Genomic DNA, 14,976 nt, shown 5'->3' on the forward strand with positions numbered 1-14,976 from the left:
TAATCGATGGGCGGCTTAGTCCGCCCATGAAGGTTTGTTCAATATATGGTCCTGCCAGTCACGCACTTCTGATTCTTTCACCGCGATATGGCGTACTGAAATACGCTCACCGTGCATTGCCGCCTTTGACCCCGTCAGCAGCGGATGCCACTCCGGCAGCACTTTACCTTCCGCGAGCAAACGATAGGCGCAGGTCATCGGCAACCATTCAAAAGTCGGCAAATTATCGCGCGTAAGCTTGATGCAGTCAGGCTCGTACTCGAATCGACGTTCGTAATTACGGCACTGACAGGTTTTTATATTGAGTTGCTTACACGCGACGTTGGTAAAGTAGATTTCGTCGGTGTCTTCATCCATCAGCTTATGCAGGCAGCATTGGCCGCACCCATCACATAATGACTCCCACTCGGCATCGGTCATTTCATCAAGGGTTTTACTTTGCCAGAAAGGTATGTCGCTCATCAGGGTATCCGCTATTTCACTAAAGCTGCACCTTATAACCAGTCTGGCACGTTGATGCAAGTTTTGCCGCCCGAAATAGGCGGCAAGCAGAGGTTACAGCACCCGGGTGGTTAGCGTCTGACCATGGAAACTGATAGCCAGCTCATCACCGCTGCGTAACGGCCCAACGCCAGCTGGCGTCCCAGTCAATACCACATCACCGGCTTTAAGCGTGAAAAATCGGCTCATGTAAGCAATCAATGGGACAATATGATGGATCATATCCGCCGTAGTGCCCTGCTGGCGGACTTCGCCATTCACCGTTAATCCGAGCTGAGTATCCTGCGGATCACCGTTAAATTCCGCTACCGGAATAAACCCCGACAGCGGGCAAGAGTTGTCAAAACCCTTCGCTTTTTCCCACGGCTGGCCCGCTTTTTTCATTTTGCCCTGAATATCACGCAGGGTCAGGTCCAGCGCCACACCATAGCCAGCGATGGCTTTGCGCACATGCTCTTCTGTCGCCTGGCGCAGGGTTGCACCGATCAGCACGGCCAGTTCAACTTCGTGATGGACGGAACCCATATCCGCCGGAATGACCAGCGGTTGGCGCAAATCACACAGCGCAGTTTCAGGCTTAATAAACAACACTGGCTCTTCCGGCGTTGCTCCCCCCATCTCTTTAATGTGGTTTGCATAATTGCTACCGACGCAAACCACTTTGCTCACCGGATAATCCAGCAGAGCACCATGCCAGTTGTGATGTTGATACATTACTTTCCCCTAACGTAGTCATAGATTTCAGGTACTGCATCGATGAGACATGCTGCTGCCGGATGCAGTTTAACGTTTAGCGTCTGATGTATTTTCTTTTACCGCAGATAAATGCTGTTTGAGTAAATCTTCAGGCGGCGGTGGTATTTGTAAATAATAGCCCTGCTCGGTTAGTGCCTGTTTTACTTTTTCAAGATCGGCATTAACCAGTTTTTTACGACCATCAAGCGGTAAAATCATTGCCAGCTTTGGCTGGCCAAACCCTTTCATCAGTTCTTCAGGAACACGCGAGAAATCGTCTTTTTTTTCGACATATAAATAGGTCTGGTCACGTTTGCTGCTTCGGTAGATCACACAAAACATATCTTTTACTCTGAATTCACGGAATGGTGGCTTGCCTCAATATAATACTGACTATAACATGCCTTATAGTCTTCGGAATATCACCCCGCACTGGGGATGATAAATAGCAAATTGAGTAAGGCCAGGATGTCAAACACGCCAATCGAGCTTAAAGGCAGTAGCTTCACCTTATCAGTGGTTCACTTACATGAAGCAGAACCCGAGGTTATTCGTCAGGCGTTGGAAGACAAAATCGCGCAGGCACCTGCTTTTTTAAAACATGCTCCCGTCGTAGTTAACGTGAGTGGTCTTGAAAGTCCGGTAAACTGGTCAGCGCTGCAGAAAGTTGTCGCGTCTACCGGATTGCGCATTATCGGCGTTAGCGGATGCAAAGATGCCAGACTCAAAGCTGAAATCGACGAAATGGGTCTTCCTTTACTGACAGAAGGTAAAGAAAAAGCCATTCGTTCCGCACCTGTTGAAACTCCGGCACCTGCCGTACCGCCACAAAACGTTACTCCCATCACAAAAACACGATTAATAAATGTACCGGTTCGTTCCGGTCAGCGTATTTATGCTCCACAATGTGATCTGATTGTTACAAGTCACGTCAGTGCGGGCGCAGAGCTTATCGCTGATGGCAATATTCACGTTTATGGCATGATGAGAGGCCGTGCGCTGGCGGGCGCAAGCGGCGATCGGGAAGCGCAAATTTTCTGTACCCACCTGACGGCAGAACTGGTGTCTATCGCAGGTGTTTATTGGCTGAGTGATAAAATCCCAGCAGAATTTTATGGCAAAGCGGCACGTCTGCAATTGGCAGAGAACGCTTTGACAGTTCAACCGTTGAATTGATCCCTTTTTAACAAGGAATTTCTATGGCACGCATTATTGTTGTTACTTCGGGTAAAGGGGGCGTTGGCAAAACCACCTCCAGCGCGGCCATCGCTACAGGTTTGGCCCAGAAGGGAAAGAAAACTGTCGTTATTGATTTTGATATCGGCCTGCGTAACCTTGATTTGATTATGGGTTGTGAACGCCGCGTCGTTTATGACTTCGTCAACGTTATTCAGGGCGATGCGTCGTTAAATCAGGCGTTGATCAAAGATAAACGTACCGAAAATCTCTTTATTCTTCCGGCCTCACAGACTCGTGATAAAGACGCGCTGACGCGTGAAGGCGTCGCGAAAGTTCTGGACGACCTGAAAACGATGGAATTTGACTTCATCGTCTGCGACTCCCCGGCAGGTATTGAGACCGGCGCGCTGATGGCCCTGTATTTTGCCGACGAAGCCATTATTACCACCAACCCGGAAGTGTCTTCTGTACGTGACTCTGACCGTATTCTGGGTATTCTGGCGTCGAAATCTCGTCGCGCTGAAAATGGCGAAGATCCGATTAAAGAGCATCTGCTGCTTACGCGCTATAACCCTGGCCGCGTAAATAAAGGTGACATGCTCAGCATGGAAGACGTACTGGAAATTCTGCGAATCAAGCTGGTTGGTGTGATTCCTGAAGATCAGTCAGTCCTGCGCGCGTCTAACCAGGGTGAGCCGGTTATTCTCGACATCAATGCTGATGCCGGTAAAGCCTATGCTGATACCGTAGACCGTCTGTTGGGAGAAGAACGTCCTTTCCGCTTCATTGAAGAAGAGAAGAAAGGTTTCCTCAAACGCCTGTTCGGAGGATAAGTTATGGCATTACTGGATTTTTTTCTCTCGCGGAAAAAGAGCACAGCGAACATCGCTAAAGAGCGACTGCAGATTATTGTTGCGGAACGTCGTCGTAGTGACGCAGAGCCACATTATTTACCGCAACTGAGGAAAGATATTCTCGAGGTTATCTGCAAGTATGTACAAATTGATCCTGAAATGGTCACCGTACAGCTTGAACAAAAAGACGGCGATATTTCTATCCTCGAACTTAACGTGACTTTGCCTGAAGCAGAAGAGTCTAAATAGCATCTTTTGTAAATGAGTCATGGTTGAAAAAAGGCAGATTATTCTGCCTTTTTTATTTTTGATCGCAGTCCAGGCTGCGCCCCATTTATTCCAAACTGAACTTCGGGTAGTTCTCAGCAAAATAGCGACGTAAATACTCCACGGTAATACGGATTTTTGCCGATGTCGCCAGACGTGACACATAAACGGCCCAAATATTTGCTGGTTGATAATAGTCAGGCAATATATGAACCAGATGCCCACTGGCGATGTTATCGCAGACATCCCACCATGAACGTAGCGCAATCCCCTGACCATCGACACACCATTGGTGAACAACTTCGCCATGATTGGAGGAGAGCGGCCCCGTCACCTTGATCGAGTGCACGCCCTCTTTATTACGCATTTGCCAGATGCCAAATGGATGATCGCGCTCTTTAATCACCAGGCAGGGCAACGTGGACAGATCGTTCAGTTGCTTCGGTGTACCGTGCTGTGCCACAAACTCAGGTGATGCACACAATACTCGATAATTGGTCGCCAGCTTACGTGCGATCAAATTGGGTGCAATATCATCCCCGATGCGGATATCAAGATCGACACCTTCATTAACCAGATCGACTAACCGATCCTCAACGTCAAACCGCAACTCCAGCTGCGGATACTCTTTTGCCAGCGCTGACAACGCTGGAGCCACTACACGGCGACCAAAACCAAAGCTGCTGATAATACGTAACATCCCCTGCGGGATCTGCCGGACATCAGACAGCTCATCCATCATCTGATCCACATCCTGCAGGATCCGCTGAGCCCATTCGTAGATCCGCTCCCCCTCTTCCGTGATGGTTACGCGTCGCGTAGTCCGGTGCAGCAGCACTACATTCAGCGTCTGCTCCAGCAGGGCAACTCGCTTACTGATAAAAGCCGGTGAAACGCCTAGCTCCTCGGCAACGGCGGCAAAACCCGCACGGCGGGCAACCAGCATAAAGACGCGTAAATCATTTAACAGCGGCAGATTATTCATGATCTGTGTTTTATGTTTCACCAGTTGGAGGGATTAACTATTAATCAGTCAATTATAGGATAAGGGGAAAGTCAATTTTGATGGCGTACAAGTGAGAGCTGCTATGAAGAAAACCTGTCGTATTGCCGCTATCCCCGGAGATGGCATTGGTAAAGAAGTCCTGCCTGAAGGCATTCATGTGTTACAAGCGGCCGCTGAGCGCTGGGGGTTATCGCTCAGCTTTGAGCAAATGGAATGGGCCAGCTGCGAGTACTATATGCATCACGGCAAGATGATGCCCGATGACTGGCATGAACAGTTGAAATCCTTCGATGCTATCTACTTTGGTGCGGTCGGCTGGCCGGACACTGTCCCGGATCACATCTCACTATGGGGCTCGTTGCTCAAGTTTCGTCGGGAGTTCGATCAATACGTCAACCTGCGTCCGGTACGCCTGTTTCCTGGTGTTCCTTGCCCACTGGCGGGTAAGAAACCTGGCGACATTGATTTCTACGTTGTGCGTGAAAACACCGAAGGCGAGTATTCATCACTGGGTGGGCGCGTAAGCGAGGGTACCGAACATGAAGTGGTCATTCAGGAGTCGGTCTTCACCCGTCGCGGCGTGGATCGTATATTGCGTTACGCTTTCGAGCTGGCGCAAAACCGCCCACGTAAAACCCTGACCTCGGCGACCAAATCCAATGGCCTGGCTATCAGCATGCCTTACTGGGATGAGCGCGTTGAAGCTATGGCGGCTCACTATCCCGAGATCCGTTGGGATAAACAGCATATCGACATTCTGTGCGCCCGCTTTGTGATGCAGCCAGAGCGTTTTGACGTAGTGGTCGCCTCTAACCTGTTTGGCGACATCCTGTCCGATTTGGGACCTGCCTGCACTGGCACAATTGGCATTGCACCTTCGGCAAACTTAAATCCGGAACGAACCTTCCCATCGTTGTTCGAACCGGTCCACGGTTCGGCCCCGGATATCTACGGCAAGAATATTGCTAACCCAATTGCCACCATCTGGGCTGGTGCGATGATGCTGAATTTCCTTGGCAACGGCGATGCGAATTATCAGGCGGCCCACGATGGCATTCTGGCTGCGATTGAACAGGTTATTGCCAGCGGCCCGAAAACGCCGGATATGAAAGGCAATGCCACCACTCAACAGGTAGCTGACGCTATCTGCCGGGCACTGCGTTAGAGGTCAAACCACGAAATATGAGCCGCGTCACTGACGCGGTTTTTTTATGTGTTCTGTACGTCAAATAACCTGCGTGAATTCACCTTTTATTATTTCCGTTCCGTGTTTTATTGCTTCACGCATCAAGCAATTGTTTAATTCATGTAAAGAACAAATAATAAAATTGTTAAATACGAAGCGACAAAATCTTACCCTACAGCATGATAACAACGACAGGCTAATGCCAAACGCGGGCGACTATGCCCAGGAGATCATCCATGTTGAGCAACGTAAAGAAAAAAGATGTGCCACTGATAGCCATCAGCCTGGTGGCTATTCTTTTTATCGCCGCCACACTCAGTTTCTTCCCTCAGCAGTCTGCACAAGTTGCAAATACCATTTTTAACGGCGTAACCCGAATGCTGGGTTCCGCCGTGCAGATCCTGGTCCTCATGGCCATGGGGCTGGTTGTCTGGCTGGCCACCAGCAAATACGGCAATATTCGCCTCGGTGAAGGTAAAGCGGAATACAGTACCCTTTCCTGGCTGTTTATGTTTATTTGCGCTGGATTAGGCTCCTCCACGCTCTACTGGGGGGTTGCTGAATGGGCCTATTACTACCAAACGCCGGGGCTGAACATCGCCCCACACTCACAAAAGGCCCTGGAATTCAGTCTGCCTTACTCCTTTTTCCATTGGGGGATCAGCGCATGGGCGACCTACACGCTGGCCTCGTTAACCATGGCCTACCATTTCCATGTGCGTAAAAATAAAGGCTTGAGCCTGTCCGGGATAATTGCTGCTATCACCGGCGTTCATCCACAGGGCGTATGGGGAAGACTGGTCGATTTGATGTTCCTGATCGCCACCGTCGGCGCGTTAACCATCTCCCTGGTCGTTACCGCTGCAACCTTCACTCGTGGTTTATCAGCACTCACCGGTTTACCGGATAACTTCACGGTGCAAGCCTTTGTGATCTTGTTCTCTGGCGGCATTTTCTGCCTGAGCTCCTGGATTGGCATCAACAATGGTCTGCAACGTCTGAGCAAAATGGTCGGCTGGGGGGCATTTTTACTGCCGTTGGTGGTACTGATTGTCGGCCCAACCGAGTTCATCACCAATAACATCATCAACGCTATTGGCCTGACGACACAAAACTTTTTGCAGATGAGTCTGTTTACCGATCCACTCGGTAACGGTGAGTTTACCCGCAACTGGACGGTGTTCTACTGGCTGTGGTGGATCTCCTACACCCCGGGCGTCGCTATGTTTGTCACGCGCGTATCCCGCGGTCGCAAAATTAAAGAGGTTATCTGGGCATTAATCCTCGGTAGCACCGTTGGCTGCTGGTTCTTCTTCGGGGTGATGGAGAGCTACTCTATCCATCAGTTTGTCAATGGCGTGATTGATATCCCGCAGATCATGGCAACGCAGGGCGGAGAAACGGCTGTGCAGCAGGTACTGATGTCACTGCCTGCCGGGAAGCTGTTCCTGGTCGCGTATCTGGCCATCATGATTATTTTCCTTGCCTCGCATATGGATGCTGTGGCCTACACCATGGCAGCCACCAGCACACGTAATCTACAGGAAGGGGATGATCCTGAACGTGGCTTACGTTTGTTCTGGTGTGTGGTCATCACATTAATTCCATTATCAATTTTATTCACCGGTGCGTCTCTGGAAACAATGAAGACCACGGTGGTACTGACCGCCCTTCCCTTCCTCGCCATCCTGTTGGTAAAGGTCGGCGGTTTTCTTCGCTGGGTACGGCAGGATTATGCCCATGTTCCTGCTCACCAAATTGAAAGTCATCTTCCCGAAGCACCGGGCGACGCGCCTGTCACGCCACCGGCTGGGACACTACTCAAAGGCGGCAATTAAGCGCCAGTCAAAAATCTTCTTACTCACAAATTAAAGGTAATCCAATGAGCAATCTGAGCCCTGAGTTTATTCTGCCGCAAAATTTTTGTGCCAATCCGCAGGACGCCTGGACTATCCCGGCACGGTTCTATACCGACCAGCAGGCTTTTGAACACGAACAAGAGAACGTGTTTGCCAAAAGCTGGATTTGTGTTGCCCACAGCAGCGAACTGGCAAAGCCAAATGACTATGTCACGCGTGAAGTGATTGGTGAGAACATCGTGCTGGTGCGTGGCCGCGATAATGTACTGCGCGCATTCTACAACGTCTGCCCGCATCGTGGTCATCAACTGCTGAGCGGCGAAGGGAAGGCCAAGAACGTGATTACCTGCCCCTACCACGCGTGGGCATTCAAACTTGATGGCAATCTGGCTCATGCCCGTAACTGTGAAAACGTCGCCAACTTTGACAGTGAGAAGGCTCATCTGACACCAGTGCGACTCGAAGAATATGCCGGTTTTGTATTCATCAATATGGACCCGAACGCCGGTAGCGTTGAAGATCAGCTTCCGGGACTGGCAGCCAAAGTCGTCGAGGCCTGCCCTGATGTACATGATCTGAAACTCGCCGCGCGTTTCACTACCCGCACGCCGGCCAACTGGAAAAATATCGTTGATAACTATCTGGAGTGCTACCACTGCGGTCCGGCCCACCCTGGTTTTTCCGACTCAGTACAGGTTGACCGTTACTGGCATACCATGCACGGCAACTGGACGCTGCAATACGGTTTTGCCAAACCCTCTGAACAATCGTTTAAGTTCGAAGAAGGTGTTGATGCTGCGTTCCACGGCTTCTGGTTGTGGCCGTGCACCATGCTTAACGTCACGCCAATCAAAGGCATGATGACCGTTATTTATGAATTCCCGGTGGATGCAGAAACCACACTGCAAAACTACGACATCTATTTCACTAATGAAGAGCTGACCGAAGAGCAAAAAGCGCTGATCGAATGGTATCGCAATGTCTTCCGCCCTGAGGATTTACGCCTGGTTGAGAGCGTACAAAAAGGTCTGAAATCACGTGGCTATCGTGGACAGGGACGCATTATGGCGGATACCAGCGGTAGCGGAATCTCCGAACATGGCATTGCCCATTTCCATAACCTGGTCGCTCAGGTGTTTCAGGATTAATCAGTGAAGGAGTTAGTCATGACCGTTTTTCAGACTTCACTTTTTCGCCAGCAGGCGTTTATCGCCGGACTCTGGTGTGATGCCGATGACAGTAACACGTTGTCGGTCAGCAACCCGGCAACAGGGGCCGTTCTGGGACAAATTCCCAACATGGGAACGTCAGAGGCGCAACGCGCCATTGATGCCGCCTCTCAGGCGCTTCCTGCCTGGCGGGCAATGACCGCAGCCCAACGTTCCACGTTGCTTAAAGCCTGGCATCATTTAATTCTCGACAACAAAACGGCGCTGGCGCAAATCATAACCGCCGAGCAGGGCAAACCGCTGGCTGAGGCGGAAGGAGAGATTGTCTATGCCGCGTCGTTTATTGAGTGGTTTGCCGAGCAGGCTAAACGTACCAATGGCGAGATTATCCCCTCGCCTGCGGCGGATAAACGGTTGATGGTTATCCGTCAGGGTATCGGTGTCTGCGCGGCAATAACACCATGGAACTTCCCTGCGGCAATGATCACCCGCAAAGCCGGTCCCGCGCTGGCTGCAGGTTGTACGATGGTAGTAAAACCGGCCAACGAAACACCGTTTACCGCTCTGGCGCTGGCAGAACTTGCACGTCAGGCCGGTATTCCGGCGGGTGTTATCAATGTCGTGACCGGAAAGTCCCGCGAAATTGGAGCATTGTTCACCGCAGACGATCGCGTACGCAAACTGTCGTTTACCGGCTCTACCGAGGTAGGGCGCGTACTGATGCGCCAGTGTTCCGATTCTATCAAAAAGGTCTCGCTGGAGCTGGGCGGCAACGCGCCGTTTATCGTATTTGAGGACGCGGATCTCGACAAAGCCGTTGAAGGTGCGCTGGTGGCTAAATTCCGCAATGCCGGACAGACCTGTGTTTGCGTGAACCGTTTTTACATTCATCAGGCTGTTTATGACGCGTTTTGCGAGAAATTCGTGGCCCGGGTCGCCGCTCTGAAAGTCGGCAACGGTGAGCAACCCGGCGTACAAACCGGTCCGCTGATCAATACCGCCGCCGTCGACAAAGTGCAGTCGCTTCTTGATGACGCGCTGACGCGGGGCGCCACGCTGTTAACCGGGGGTCAACGCCATGCTCTGGGAGGGAACTATTTTACGCCCACCGTCATCGGCAACGTGCAGCCGGGCACGCAGTTGCTCCAGGAAGAGATATTCGGACCGGTCGCCGCGCTGGTGAAGTTTGAAGATGAACAGGATGCGATCCGCCAGGCAAATGACACCATTTATGGACTGGCATCCTACTTCTACAGCAATGATGCCGCACGCATCTGGCGTGTTTCAGAGCAACTGGAGTATGGCATGGTCGGTATTAATACCGGACTGATCTCGAATGAAGTCGCCCCTTTCGGTGGTGTGAAGCAATCAGGGCTGGGACGAGAAGGTTCTGAACACGGTATCGAAGATTACCTGGAGATGAAATATCTCTGCCAGGGGCTGTAACGACAGATTCCGGCGCGCCGGGTAACCCGCGCCGGACAGATTTTTTAGGGAGTGCCGCAATGTCTGAATATCAAATGCGAGAAGTTCAGGTCAGTCAGATTGAAACGATTACCGCGCATGTAAAGCGCTTCACCTTAACGGCTGCCTCAGGCGATCCGTTGCCTGCGTTCCAGGGCGGCAGCCATATCATCGTGCAGATGCGCGATGGCGAAAATCTCTATAGCAACGCGTACTCGCTGATGAGCTCGCCGTTGGATACCCGCACCTGGCAAATTGCTGTGCGCCTGGAGGAGAATTCCAAAGGCGGCTCACGATACCTGCATCAGCAGGTCAAACCCGGCGATACGCTGACGATTTCCACGCCCAATAATCTTTTCGCCCTCGAACCGCAGGCGCAAAAGCATTTGTTAATTGCTGGCGGCATCGGTATTACGCCCTTCCTGTCGCAGATCCCGGAACTCGAAAGCGCCCAGGCACAGTGGCAGCTACATTACTGTTCACCCAGCCCTGAAAACTGCGCGTTTCATGATGAACTGAAACAGCACCGCCAGGCCGATCGCATTCATCTGCACCTTTCGAGTGAAGGCACACGCCTCGACCTGGGACGTCTGCTTGCCGATGTAGAACCCGGCACCCATATTTATACCTGCGGCCCGGCCGCGCTTAACGATGCCGTAAGAAGCGAGGCCGCCCGCCACGGTCTGGATAACAATACGCTACATTTCGAGCAATTTGCGGTAGAAGATAAGAGCGGTGATGCTTTCACCCTCGTGCTGGCACGTTCCGGACGTGAGTTTGTCGTTCCGCAAGAGATGACGATTCTGCAGGTTATCGAAAATAACAAAGCTGCCAGAGTCGAGTGTCTGTGCCGTGAAGGCGTGTGCGGTACCTGTGAGACGACGATTCTTGAAGGGGAAGCGGATCACCGCGATCAATACTTTAGCGACGACGAAAAAGCCAGCCAGCAGAGCATGCTTATTTGCTGTTCACGTGCCAAAGGCAAACGCCTGGTGCTTGATTTGTAGAATTTAACCGACCGGATAAGCGATGGACTCCCCGGTCGGCCTGCTCGCTTACTGTGGATAGTCCAGCAGCAGCGTCTTGAGGCGGTCGGCCATCAGTTCACCACGCCAACCGGAAATCAGCTCCGGCAGGGACGCCTGCGGCTTTAATTTCCAGTGCCAGTTGAGCAGTTGGTTGATTTGACGACGCGAAGCAAGGAGTTCCACGCTAAGATTCTGCTCCGCACTCACATCGGCCACCAGGGATTTAATGGCTTTGAATGCCTTGCGATAACCCGGCATATCCATCAGATTCAGCAACGGTTGCGGCAGCGACTCTTCCGGTAAGGCCTGTGCCTTTTCTACCAGGGAGAGCAGCGTCTTGCCGTGGAAGCGAATTTCGCTCCCGGAAAGTCCCAGACTATCCAGCTCGCCCAGACTGCCCGGCATATAACGGGCCACCGCCCACAGATGCTCTTCACGCACCACGAAGTTTACCGCCAGATCGCGTTCACGCGCTTTACGCAGTCGCCAGTCGGCAAGCAGTTGCAGACAGGCGAGCTGACGGGTACGCAACTGCCAGGCATTGGTAATTTCTCGCCACGCATCTTCGGGTGCCAGAATTTCCTGACGACGCTGTTGCATCAAACGACATTCGTCCAGCGCGGCGGGCAACCAGCCGGACGCATCGGTTTCTGCCATGAGTTTTGTGGTGATCGGTAATAAATACCAGACATCTGCCGCCGCATACTCGCACTGCCGCTCAGTCAGCGGTCTGGCCAGCCAGTCGGTACGTGATTCACTTTTATCCAGCACCACCCCGGTGAACTCTTCCACCATCGCAGCAAAGCCCCACGACAGTGGGCGCCCACAAAAGGCGGCCAGAATCTGTGTATCAATCAGTGGTTGCGGGAGCTCACCAAACGTGTTGAGAAACACTTCGAGGTCTTCACTTCCGGCATGCAGGAATTTGGTGATCGCAGTGTCACGCAGGATATCGCGCAGCGGCGACCAGTCGGTGATCCCCTGCGGGTCAATCAGAGCAACGTGTTTGCCATCAAACAGCTGGATCAGTCCCAACTGCGGGTAGTAGGTACGCGTGCGAACAAATTCGGTATCCAGGGCTATCGCCGGAAATTCACGAACGGCTTCGCACAGCGTGGCCAACGCGTCGTCCGTGGTGATCATTTGATAATTCAAATCGTGCTCTCTTAGGTTTTCGCCAAAAAAAACGCCGGATTATCCGGCGCTTTCTGCTGGCTGTCTTAACGCTCAGCCTTTATTGTCCACTTTGCCGCGCGCTTCGTCACGTAATTCTCGTCGCAAAATTTTACCGACGTTAGATTTCGGCAACTCATCACGGAATTCCACCAGCTTCGGTACTTTATAGCCCGTCAGGTGACGACGGCAGAAAGTAACCAGCGCTTCATCGGTTAACGAGGCGTCTTTCTTCACCACAAAAATTTTCACCGCTTCACCGCTGCTGCCTGATGGAACGCCAACGGCAGCCACTTCCTGCACACCTGGATGTTGCATCACCACGTCTTCAATTTCGTTCGGATAGACGTTAAAGCCGGAGACCAGGATCATATCTTTCTTACGATCAACAATACGCAGGAAGCCTTCATCATCCATCACCGCAATATCGCCGGTGTGCAGCCAGCCGTCTTTGACGATTTCGTCTGTGGCGTCTGGTCGCTGCCAGTACCCCAGCATCACCTGCGGACCTTTCACGCACAGTTCGCCCGGTTCTCCCGGTGGCACTTCGTTGTCGTCATCATCCACCAGTTTGACCTCGGTAGACGGAACCGGTAACCCGATACTGCCGCTATGGTAGTCGATATCGTGAGGGTTGACGCTCACCAGCGGAGCGCACTCCGTCAGGCCATAGCCTTCCAGCAGATACTGCCCCGTCAGCTTCACCCAACGTTCCGCTACCGCCTGTTGAACCGGCATCCCGCCGCCTGCAGAAAGGTGCAGTGACGAGAAGTCCAGTTGCTGGAACTCTTTGTTATTCAGCAGCGCGTTAAACAGCGTGTTGACGCCGGTCATCGCGGTGAACGGATATTTCGCCAGCTCTTTTACCAGTCCGGGAATATCGCGCGGGTTGGTAATCAGCAGATTTTGACCGCCCAGCTCAATAAACAGCAGGCAGTTCATCGTCAGCGCAAAAATGTGATATAGCGGTAGGGCCGTCACCACCAACTCTTTGCCCGGATGCAGCAACGGACCATAGGTGGCATTAACCTGCTCCAGGTTAGCCAGCATGTTACGGTGCGTGAGCATTGCGCCTTTCGCCACACCGGTGGTACCACCGGTATACTGCAGGAAAGCCAAATCTTCTGACACGACTTCCGGCTTCACATACTGCATGCGGTAGCCGTTTTGCAGCGCACTGCGAAACGAGATGGCATCCGGCAGGTGATATTTCGGCACCAGACGCTTGATATATTTCACGACGAAGTTAACCAGCGTCCCTTTGGCGGTGGACAACTGATCGCCCATACGCGTCAGGATCACGTGTTGAACTGAGGTCTTATCGACCACTTTCTCCAGCGTGTGAGCAAAGTTAGAGACGATGACGATCGCCGATGCACCGCTATCGTTGAGCTGATGTTCCAGCTCGCGAGGCGTGTACAGCGGGTTCACGTTCACAACTATCATGCCAGCACGTAAAATCCCAAACAGTGCAACGGGATATTGCAACAGGTTGGGCATCATCAGTGCCACGCGATCGCCCTTTTTCAGTCCAAGTCCTTGTTGCAAATAAGCCGCGAATGCCCGACTGCGCTCTTCGAGTTTGCGGAAGGTCATCACCTCCCCCATGTTCATAAACGCGGGTTGATCGGCATACCGTCTTACTGAGTGTTCAAAGAGTTCCACCAGGGATTGATAACGGTCAGGATTGATCTCCGCGGGAACACCAGCGGGATAACGGTTAAGCCAAACCTTTTTCAATACATCACCTCTAAAATGCGTATTCGTCGTCATCACAACCCCAGGCAATAAACAAACTGTTAACATAATATTAACTCAGCGTACCAGTTTGTTTATTACACAACGACAAGGTTGCGAAGCACGTCACTATTTATTTTTCTTATATCCACGTTAATGCAGAAACAGCGGACGAGCCGCTGTTTCTTTTATCATTAAAACAAAGAGTTACTCTGTTACTATCGTCTGAACCTGCGCGGGACCAGGATTGTACCATCCCCATCCGCCGTAGCCACCGTAAGGCCAGCCACGCGCACCGTAGAACCAGGGGTCAATCGGCTGCGGAGGCATCACAATTTGCTGAGTAATATGCCAGCGTTTATAACCGGTTACCTGCATCAGCATGAACTTATACGGTGTACTACCAATTTTTCCGTCCACAGTTCCGCTAATGGGTCCGACGACGGTGACCAGTTGACCACGAAAATCTACCGGGTCGAGGAAACCGTTAACATCGGCATAAATTCGCCCGCGTGACGCTTCGCCCAGAATCGGTCGTGCCCCGCTATCGAGCGGCATAGTGGCGATCTCCAGTCGGGATTTCCCCTGCTGGTTTTGAATATCCACCACCTTACCGCCAAAACGTGCTTCTTGTCCGACGTACAACTGCGGCGCATTCATCACCCGCGCCAGATCCTGCTGCGGTGTCGGGCTCGAACCTTTAATCGCATCCGGGATGGTGACACAGCCGCTTAGCGATAACGCCAATACGCCTGCCAGTACACCTTTCAATAACTGCTTTTGCACCACCATATTGCGACTCCCTTTTCTTAGCCTCT

The 14,976-nt window shown here is 52.0% G+C and carries 15 protein-coding genes; 8 read left to right on the forward strand and 7 right to left on the reverse strand.

Annotated elements, in window-relative coordinates:
* Nucleotides 1-15 precede the first annotated feature (15 nt).
* From JTI85_RS13175 to JTI85_RS13185, 3 genes are all read right to left on the reverse strand, one after another.
* Nucleotides 16-462 (reverse strand): YcgN family cysteine cluster protein, encoded by a 447-nt coding sequence (locus JTI85_RS13175; protein ID WP_199954008.1) that lies wholly within the window; start codon nt 460-462, stop codon nt 16-18.
* A 93-nt stretch (nt 463-555) separates the two neighbouring features.
* Entirely contained in the window at nt 556-1,215 is a 660-nt protein-coding gene (locus tag JTI85_RS13180; protein ID WP_061068050.1) for a fumarylacetoacetate hydrolase family protein, read from the reverse strand.
* A gap of 69 nt (nt 1,216-1,284) precedes the next feature.
* A complete protein-coding gene (locus JTI85_RS13185; RefSeq protein ID WP_048211421.1) occupies nt 1,285-1,578 on the reverse strand; it encodes a YcgL domain-containing protein in 294 nt (97 codons plus the stop codon).
* A 126-nt stretch (nt 1,579-1,704) separates the two neighbouring features.
* Here JTI85_RS13185 and minC point away from each other — a divergent pair, with 126 nt between their 5' ends.
* From minC to minE, 3 genes are read left to right on the forward strand one after another with little or no spacing between them, the layout of a single operon-like run.
* Complete coding sequence (minC, locus tag JTI85_RS13190; RefSeq protein ID WP_048211420.1) at nt 1,705-2,412, forward strand: septum site-determining protein MinC; 708 nt, start codon at nt 1,705-1,707, stop codon at nt 2,410-2,412.
* A 23-nt stretch (nt 2,413-2,435) separates the two neighbouring features.
* Nucleotides 2,436-3,248, forward strand: a complete 813-nt coding sequence (gene minD, locus JTI85_RS13195) for a septum site-determining protein MinD (protein WP_003020956.1) — start codon at nt 2,436-2,438, stop codon at nt 3,246-3,248.
* A 3-nt stretch (nt 3,249-3,251) separates the two neighbouring features.
* Nucleotides 3,252-3,518 carry a cell division topological specificity factor MinE gene (gene minE, locus JTI85_RS13200; RefSeq protein WP_001185666.1) on the forward strand — a complete coding sequence of 89 codons (267 nt, stop codon included), beginning with the start codon at nt 3,252-3,254 and terminating at the stop codon, nt 3,516-3,518.
* Nucleotides 3,519-3,603: 85 nt separating this feature from the next.
* On the opposite strand, the gene JTI85_RS13205 is transcribed toward minE, so the two are convergent.
* Entirely contained in the window at nt 3,604-4,521 is a 918-nt protein-coding gene (locus tag JTI85_RS13205; RefSeq protein WP_048211419.1) for a LysR family transcriptional regulator, read from the reverse strand.
* Between the two features lie 103 nt (nt 4,522-4,624).
* Between JTI85_RS13205 and JTI85_RS13210 the strand changes: the two genes are divergently transcribed.
* The 5 genes from JTI85_RS13210 to JTI85_RS13230 all read left to right on the forward strand — a co-directional run bounded on the left by JTI85_RS13210 (nt 4,625) and on the right by JTI85_RS13230 (nt 11,227).
* Nucleotides 4,625-5,707 (forward strand): tartrate dehydrogenase, encoded by a 1,083-nt coding sequence (locus JTI85_RS13210; protein WP_199963451.1) that lies wholly within the window; start codon nt 4,625-4,627, stop codon nt 5,705-5,707.
* A gap of 257 nt (nt 5,708-5,964) precedes the next feature.
* On the forward strand, nt 5,965-7,566 hold the full coding sequence (locus JTI85_RS13215) for a BCCT family transporter (RefSeq protein ID WP_048211417.1): 1,602 nt from the start codon (nt 5,965-5,967) through the stop codon (nt 7,564-7,566).
* Between the two features lie 44 nt (nt 7,567-7,610).
* Nucleotides 7,611-8,735: a carnitine monooxygenase, oxygenase subunit YeaW gene (yeaW, locus tag JTI85_RS13220; RefSeq protein ID WP_061068052.1), complete on the forward strand. Its 1,125-nt coding sequence runs from the start codon at nt 7,611-7,613 to the stop codon at nt 8,733-8,735.
* A gap of 18 nt (nt 8,736-8,753) precedes the next feature.
* On the forward strand, nt 8,754-10,202 hold the full coding sequence (locus tag JTI85_RS13225; protein ID WP_219351611.1) for an NAD-dependent succinate-semialdehyde dehydrogenase: 1,449 nt from the start codon (nt 8,754-8,756) through the stop codon (nt 10,200-10,202).
* 59 nt (nt 10,203-10,261) lie between these two features.
* A complete protein-coding gene (locus JTI85_RS13230) occupies nt 10,262-11,227 on the forward strand; it encodes a PDR/VanB family oxidoreductase (protein ID WP_199969515.1) in 966 nt (321 codons plus the stop codon).
* 48 nt (nt 11,228-11,275) lie between these two features.
* Here JTI85_RS13230 and rnd read toward each other — a convergent pair whose 3' ends face one another.
* The 3 genes from rnd to JTI85_RS13245 all read right to left on the reverse strand — a co-directional run bounded on the left by rnd (nt 11,276) and on the right by JTI85_RS13245 (nt 14,950).
* Complete coding sequence (gene rnd, locus JTI85_RS13235; protein WP_219351613.1) at nt 11,276-12,391, reverse strand: ribonuclease D; 1,116 nt, start codon at nt 12,389-12,391, stop codon at nt 11,276-11,278.
* 84 nt (nt 12,392-12,475) lie between these two features.
* Nucleotides 12,476-14,161 (reverse strand): long-chain-fatty-acid--CoA ligase FadD, encoded by a 1,686-nt coding sequence (gene fadD, locus JTI85_RS13240; protein ID WP_005122193.1) that lies wholly within the window; start codon nt 14,159-14,161, stop codon nt 12,476-12,478.
* Between the two features lie 204 nt (nt 14,162-14,365).
* Entirely contained in the window at nt 14,366-14,950 is a 585-nt protein-coding gene (locus tag JTI85_RS13245; RefSeq protein WP_219351615.1) for a Slp family lipoprotein, read from the reverse strand.
* Nucleotides 14,951-14,976: the final 26 nt, after the last annotated feature.

Origin of the sequence: Citrobacter sp. Colony219, from assembly GCF_019382635.1 — a bacterium.
Lineage (GTDB): Bacteria > Pseudomonadota > Gammaproteobacteria > Enterobacterales > Enterobacteriaceae > Citrobacter > Citrobacter youngae.

Coding starts and splice junctions, on each gene's coding strand:
- JTI85_RS13175 (WP_199954008.1), bottom strand. CDS start 462: ATGAGCGACATACCTTTCTGGCAAAGTAAAACCCTTGATGAAATGACC.
- JTI85_RS13180 (WP_061068050.1), bottom strand. CDS start 1,215: ATGTATCAACATCACAACTGGCATGGTGCTCTGCTGGATTATCCGGTG.
- JTI85_RS13185 (WP_048211421.1), bottom strand. CDS start 1,578: ATGTTTTGTGTGATCTACCGAAGCAGCAAACGTGACCAGACCTATTTA.
- minC (WP_048211420.1), top strand. CDS start 1,705: ATGTCAAACACGCCAATCGAGCTTAAAGGCAGTAGCTTCACCTTATCA.
- minD (WP_003020956.1), top strand. CDS start 2,436: ATGGCACGCATTATTGTTGTTACTTCGGGTAAAGGGGGCGTTGGCAAA.
- minE (WP_001185666.1), top strand. CDS start 3,252: ATGGCATTACTGGATTTTTTTCTCTCGCGGAAAAAGAGCACAGCGAAC.
- JTI85_RS13205 (WP_048211419.1), bottom strand. CDS start 4,521: ATGAATAATCTGCCGCTGTTAAATGATTTACGCGTCTTTATGCTGGTT.
- JTI85_RS13210 (WP_199963451.1), top strand. CDS start 4,625: ATGAAGAAAACCTGTCGTATTGCCGCTATCCCCGGAGATGGCATTGGT.
- JTI85_RS13215 (WP_048211417.1), top strand. CDS start 5,965: ATGTTGAGCAACGTAAAGAAAAAAGATGTGCCACTGATAGCCATCAGC.
- yeaW (WP_061068052.1), top strand. CDS start 7,611: ATGAGCAATCTGAGCCCTGAGTTTATTCTGCCGCAAAATTTTTGTGCC.
- JTI85_RS13225 (WP_219351611.1), top strand. CDS start 8,754: ATGACCGTTTTTCAGACTTCACTTTTTCGCCAGCAGGCGTTTATCGCC.
- JTI85_RS13230 (WP_199969515.1), top strand. CDS start 10,262: ATGTCTGAATATCAAATGCGAGAAGTTCAGGTCAGTCAGATTGAAACG.
- rnd (WP_219351613.1), bottom strand. CDS start 12,391: ATGATCACCACGGACGACGCGTTGGCCACGCTGTGCGAAGCCGTTCGT.
- JTI85_RS13245 (WP_219351615.1), bottom strand. CDS start 14,950: ATGGTGGTGCAAAAGCAGTTATTGAAAGGTGTACTGGCAGGCGTATTG.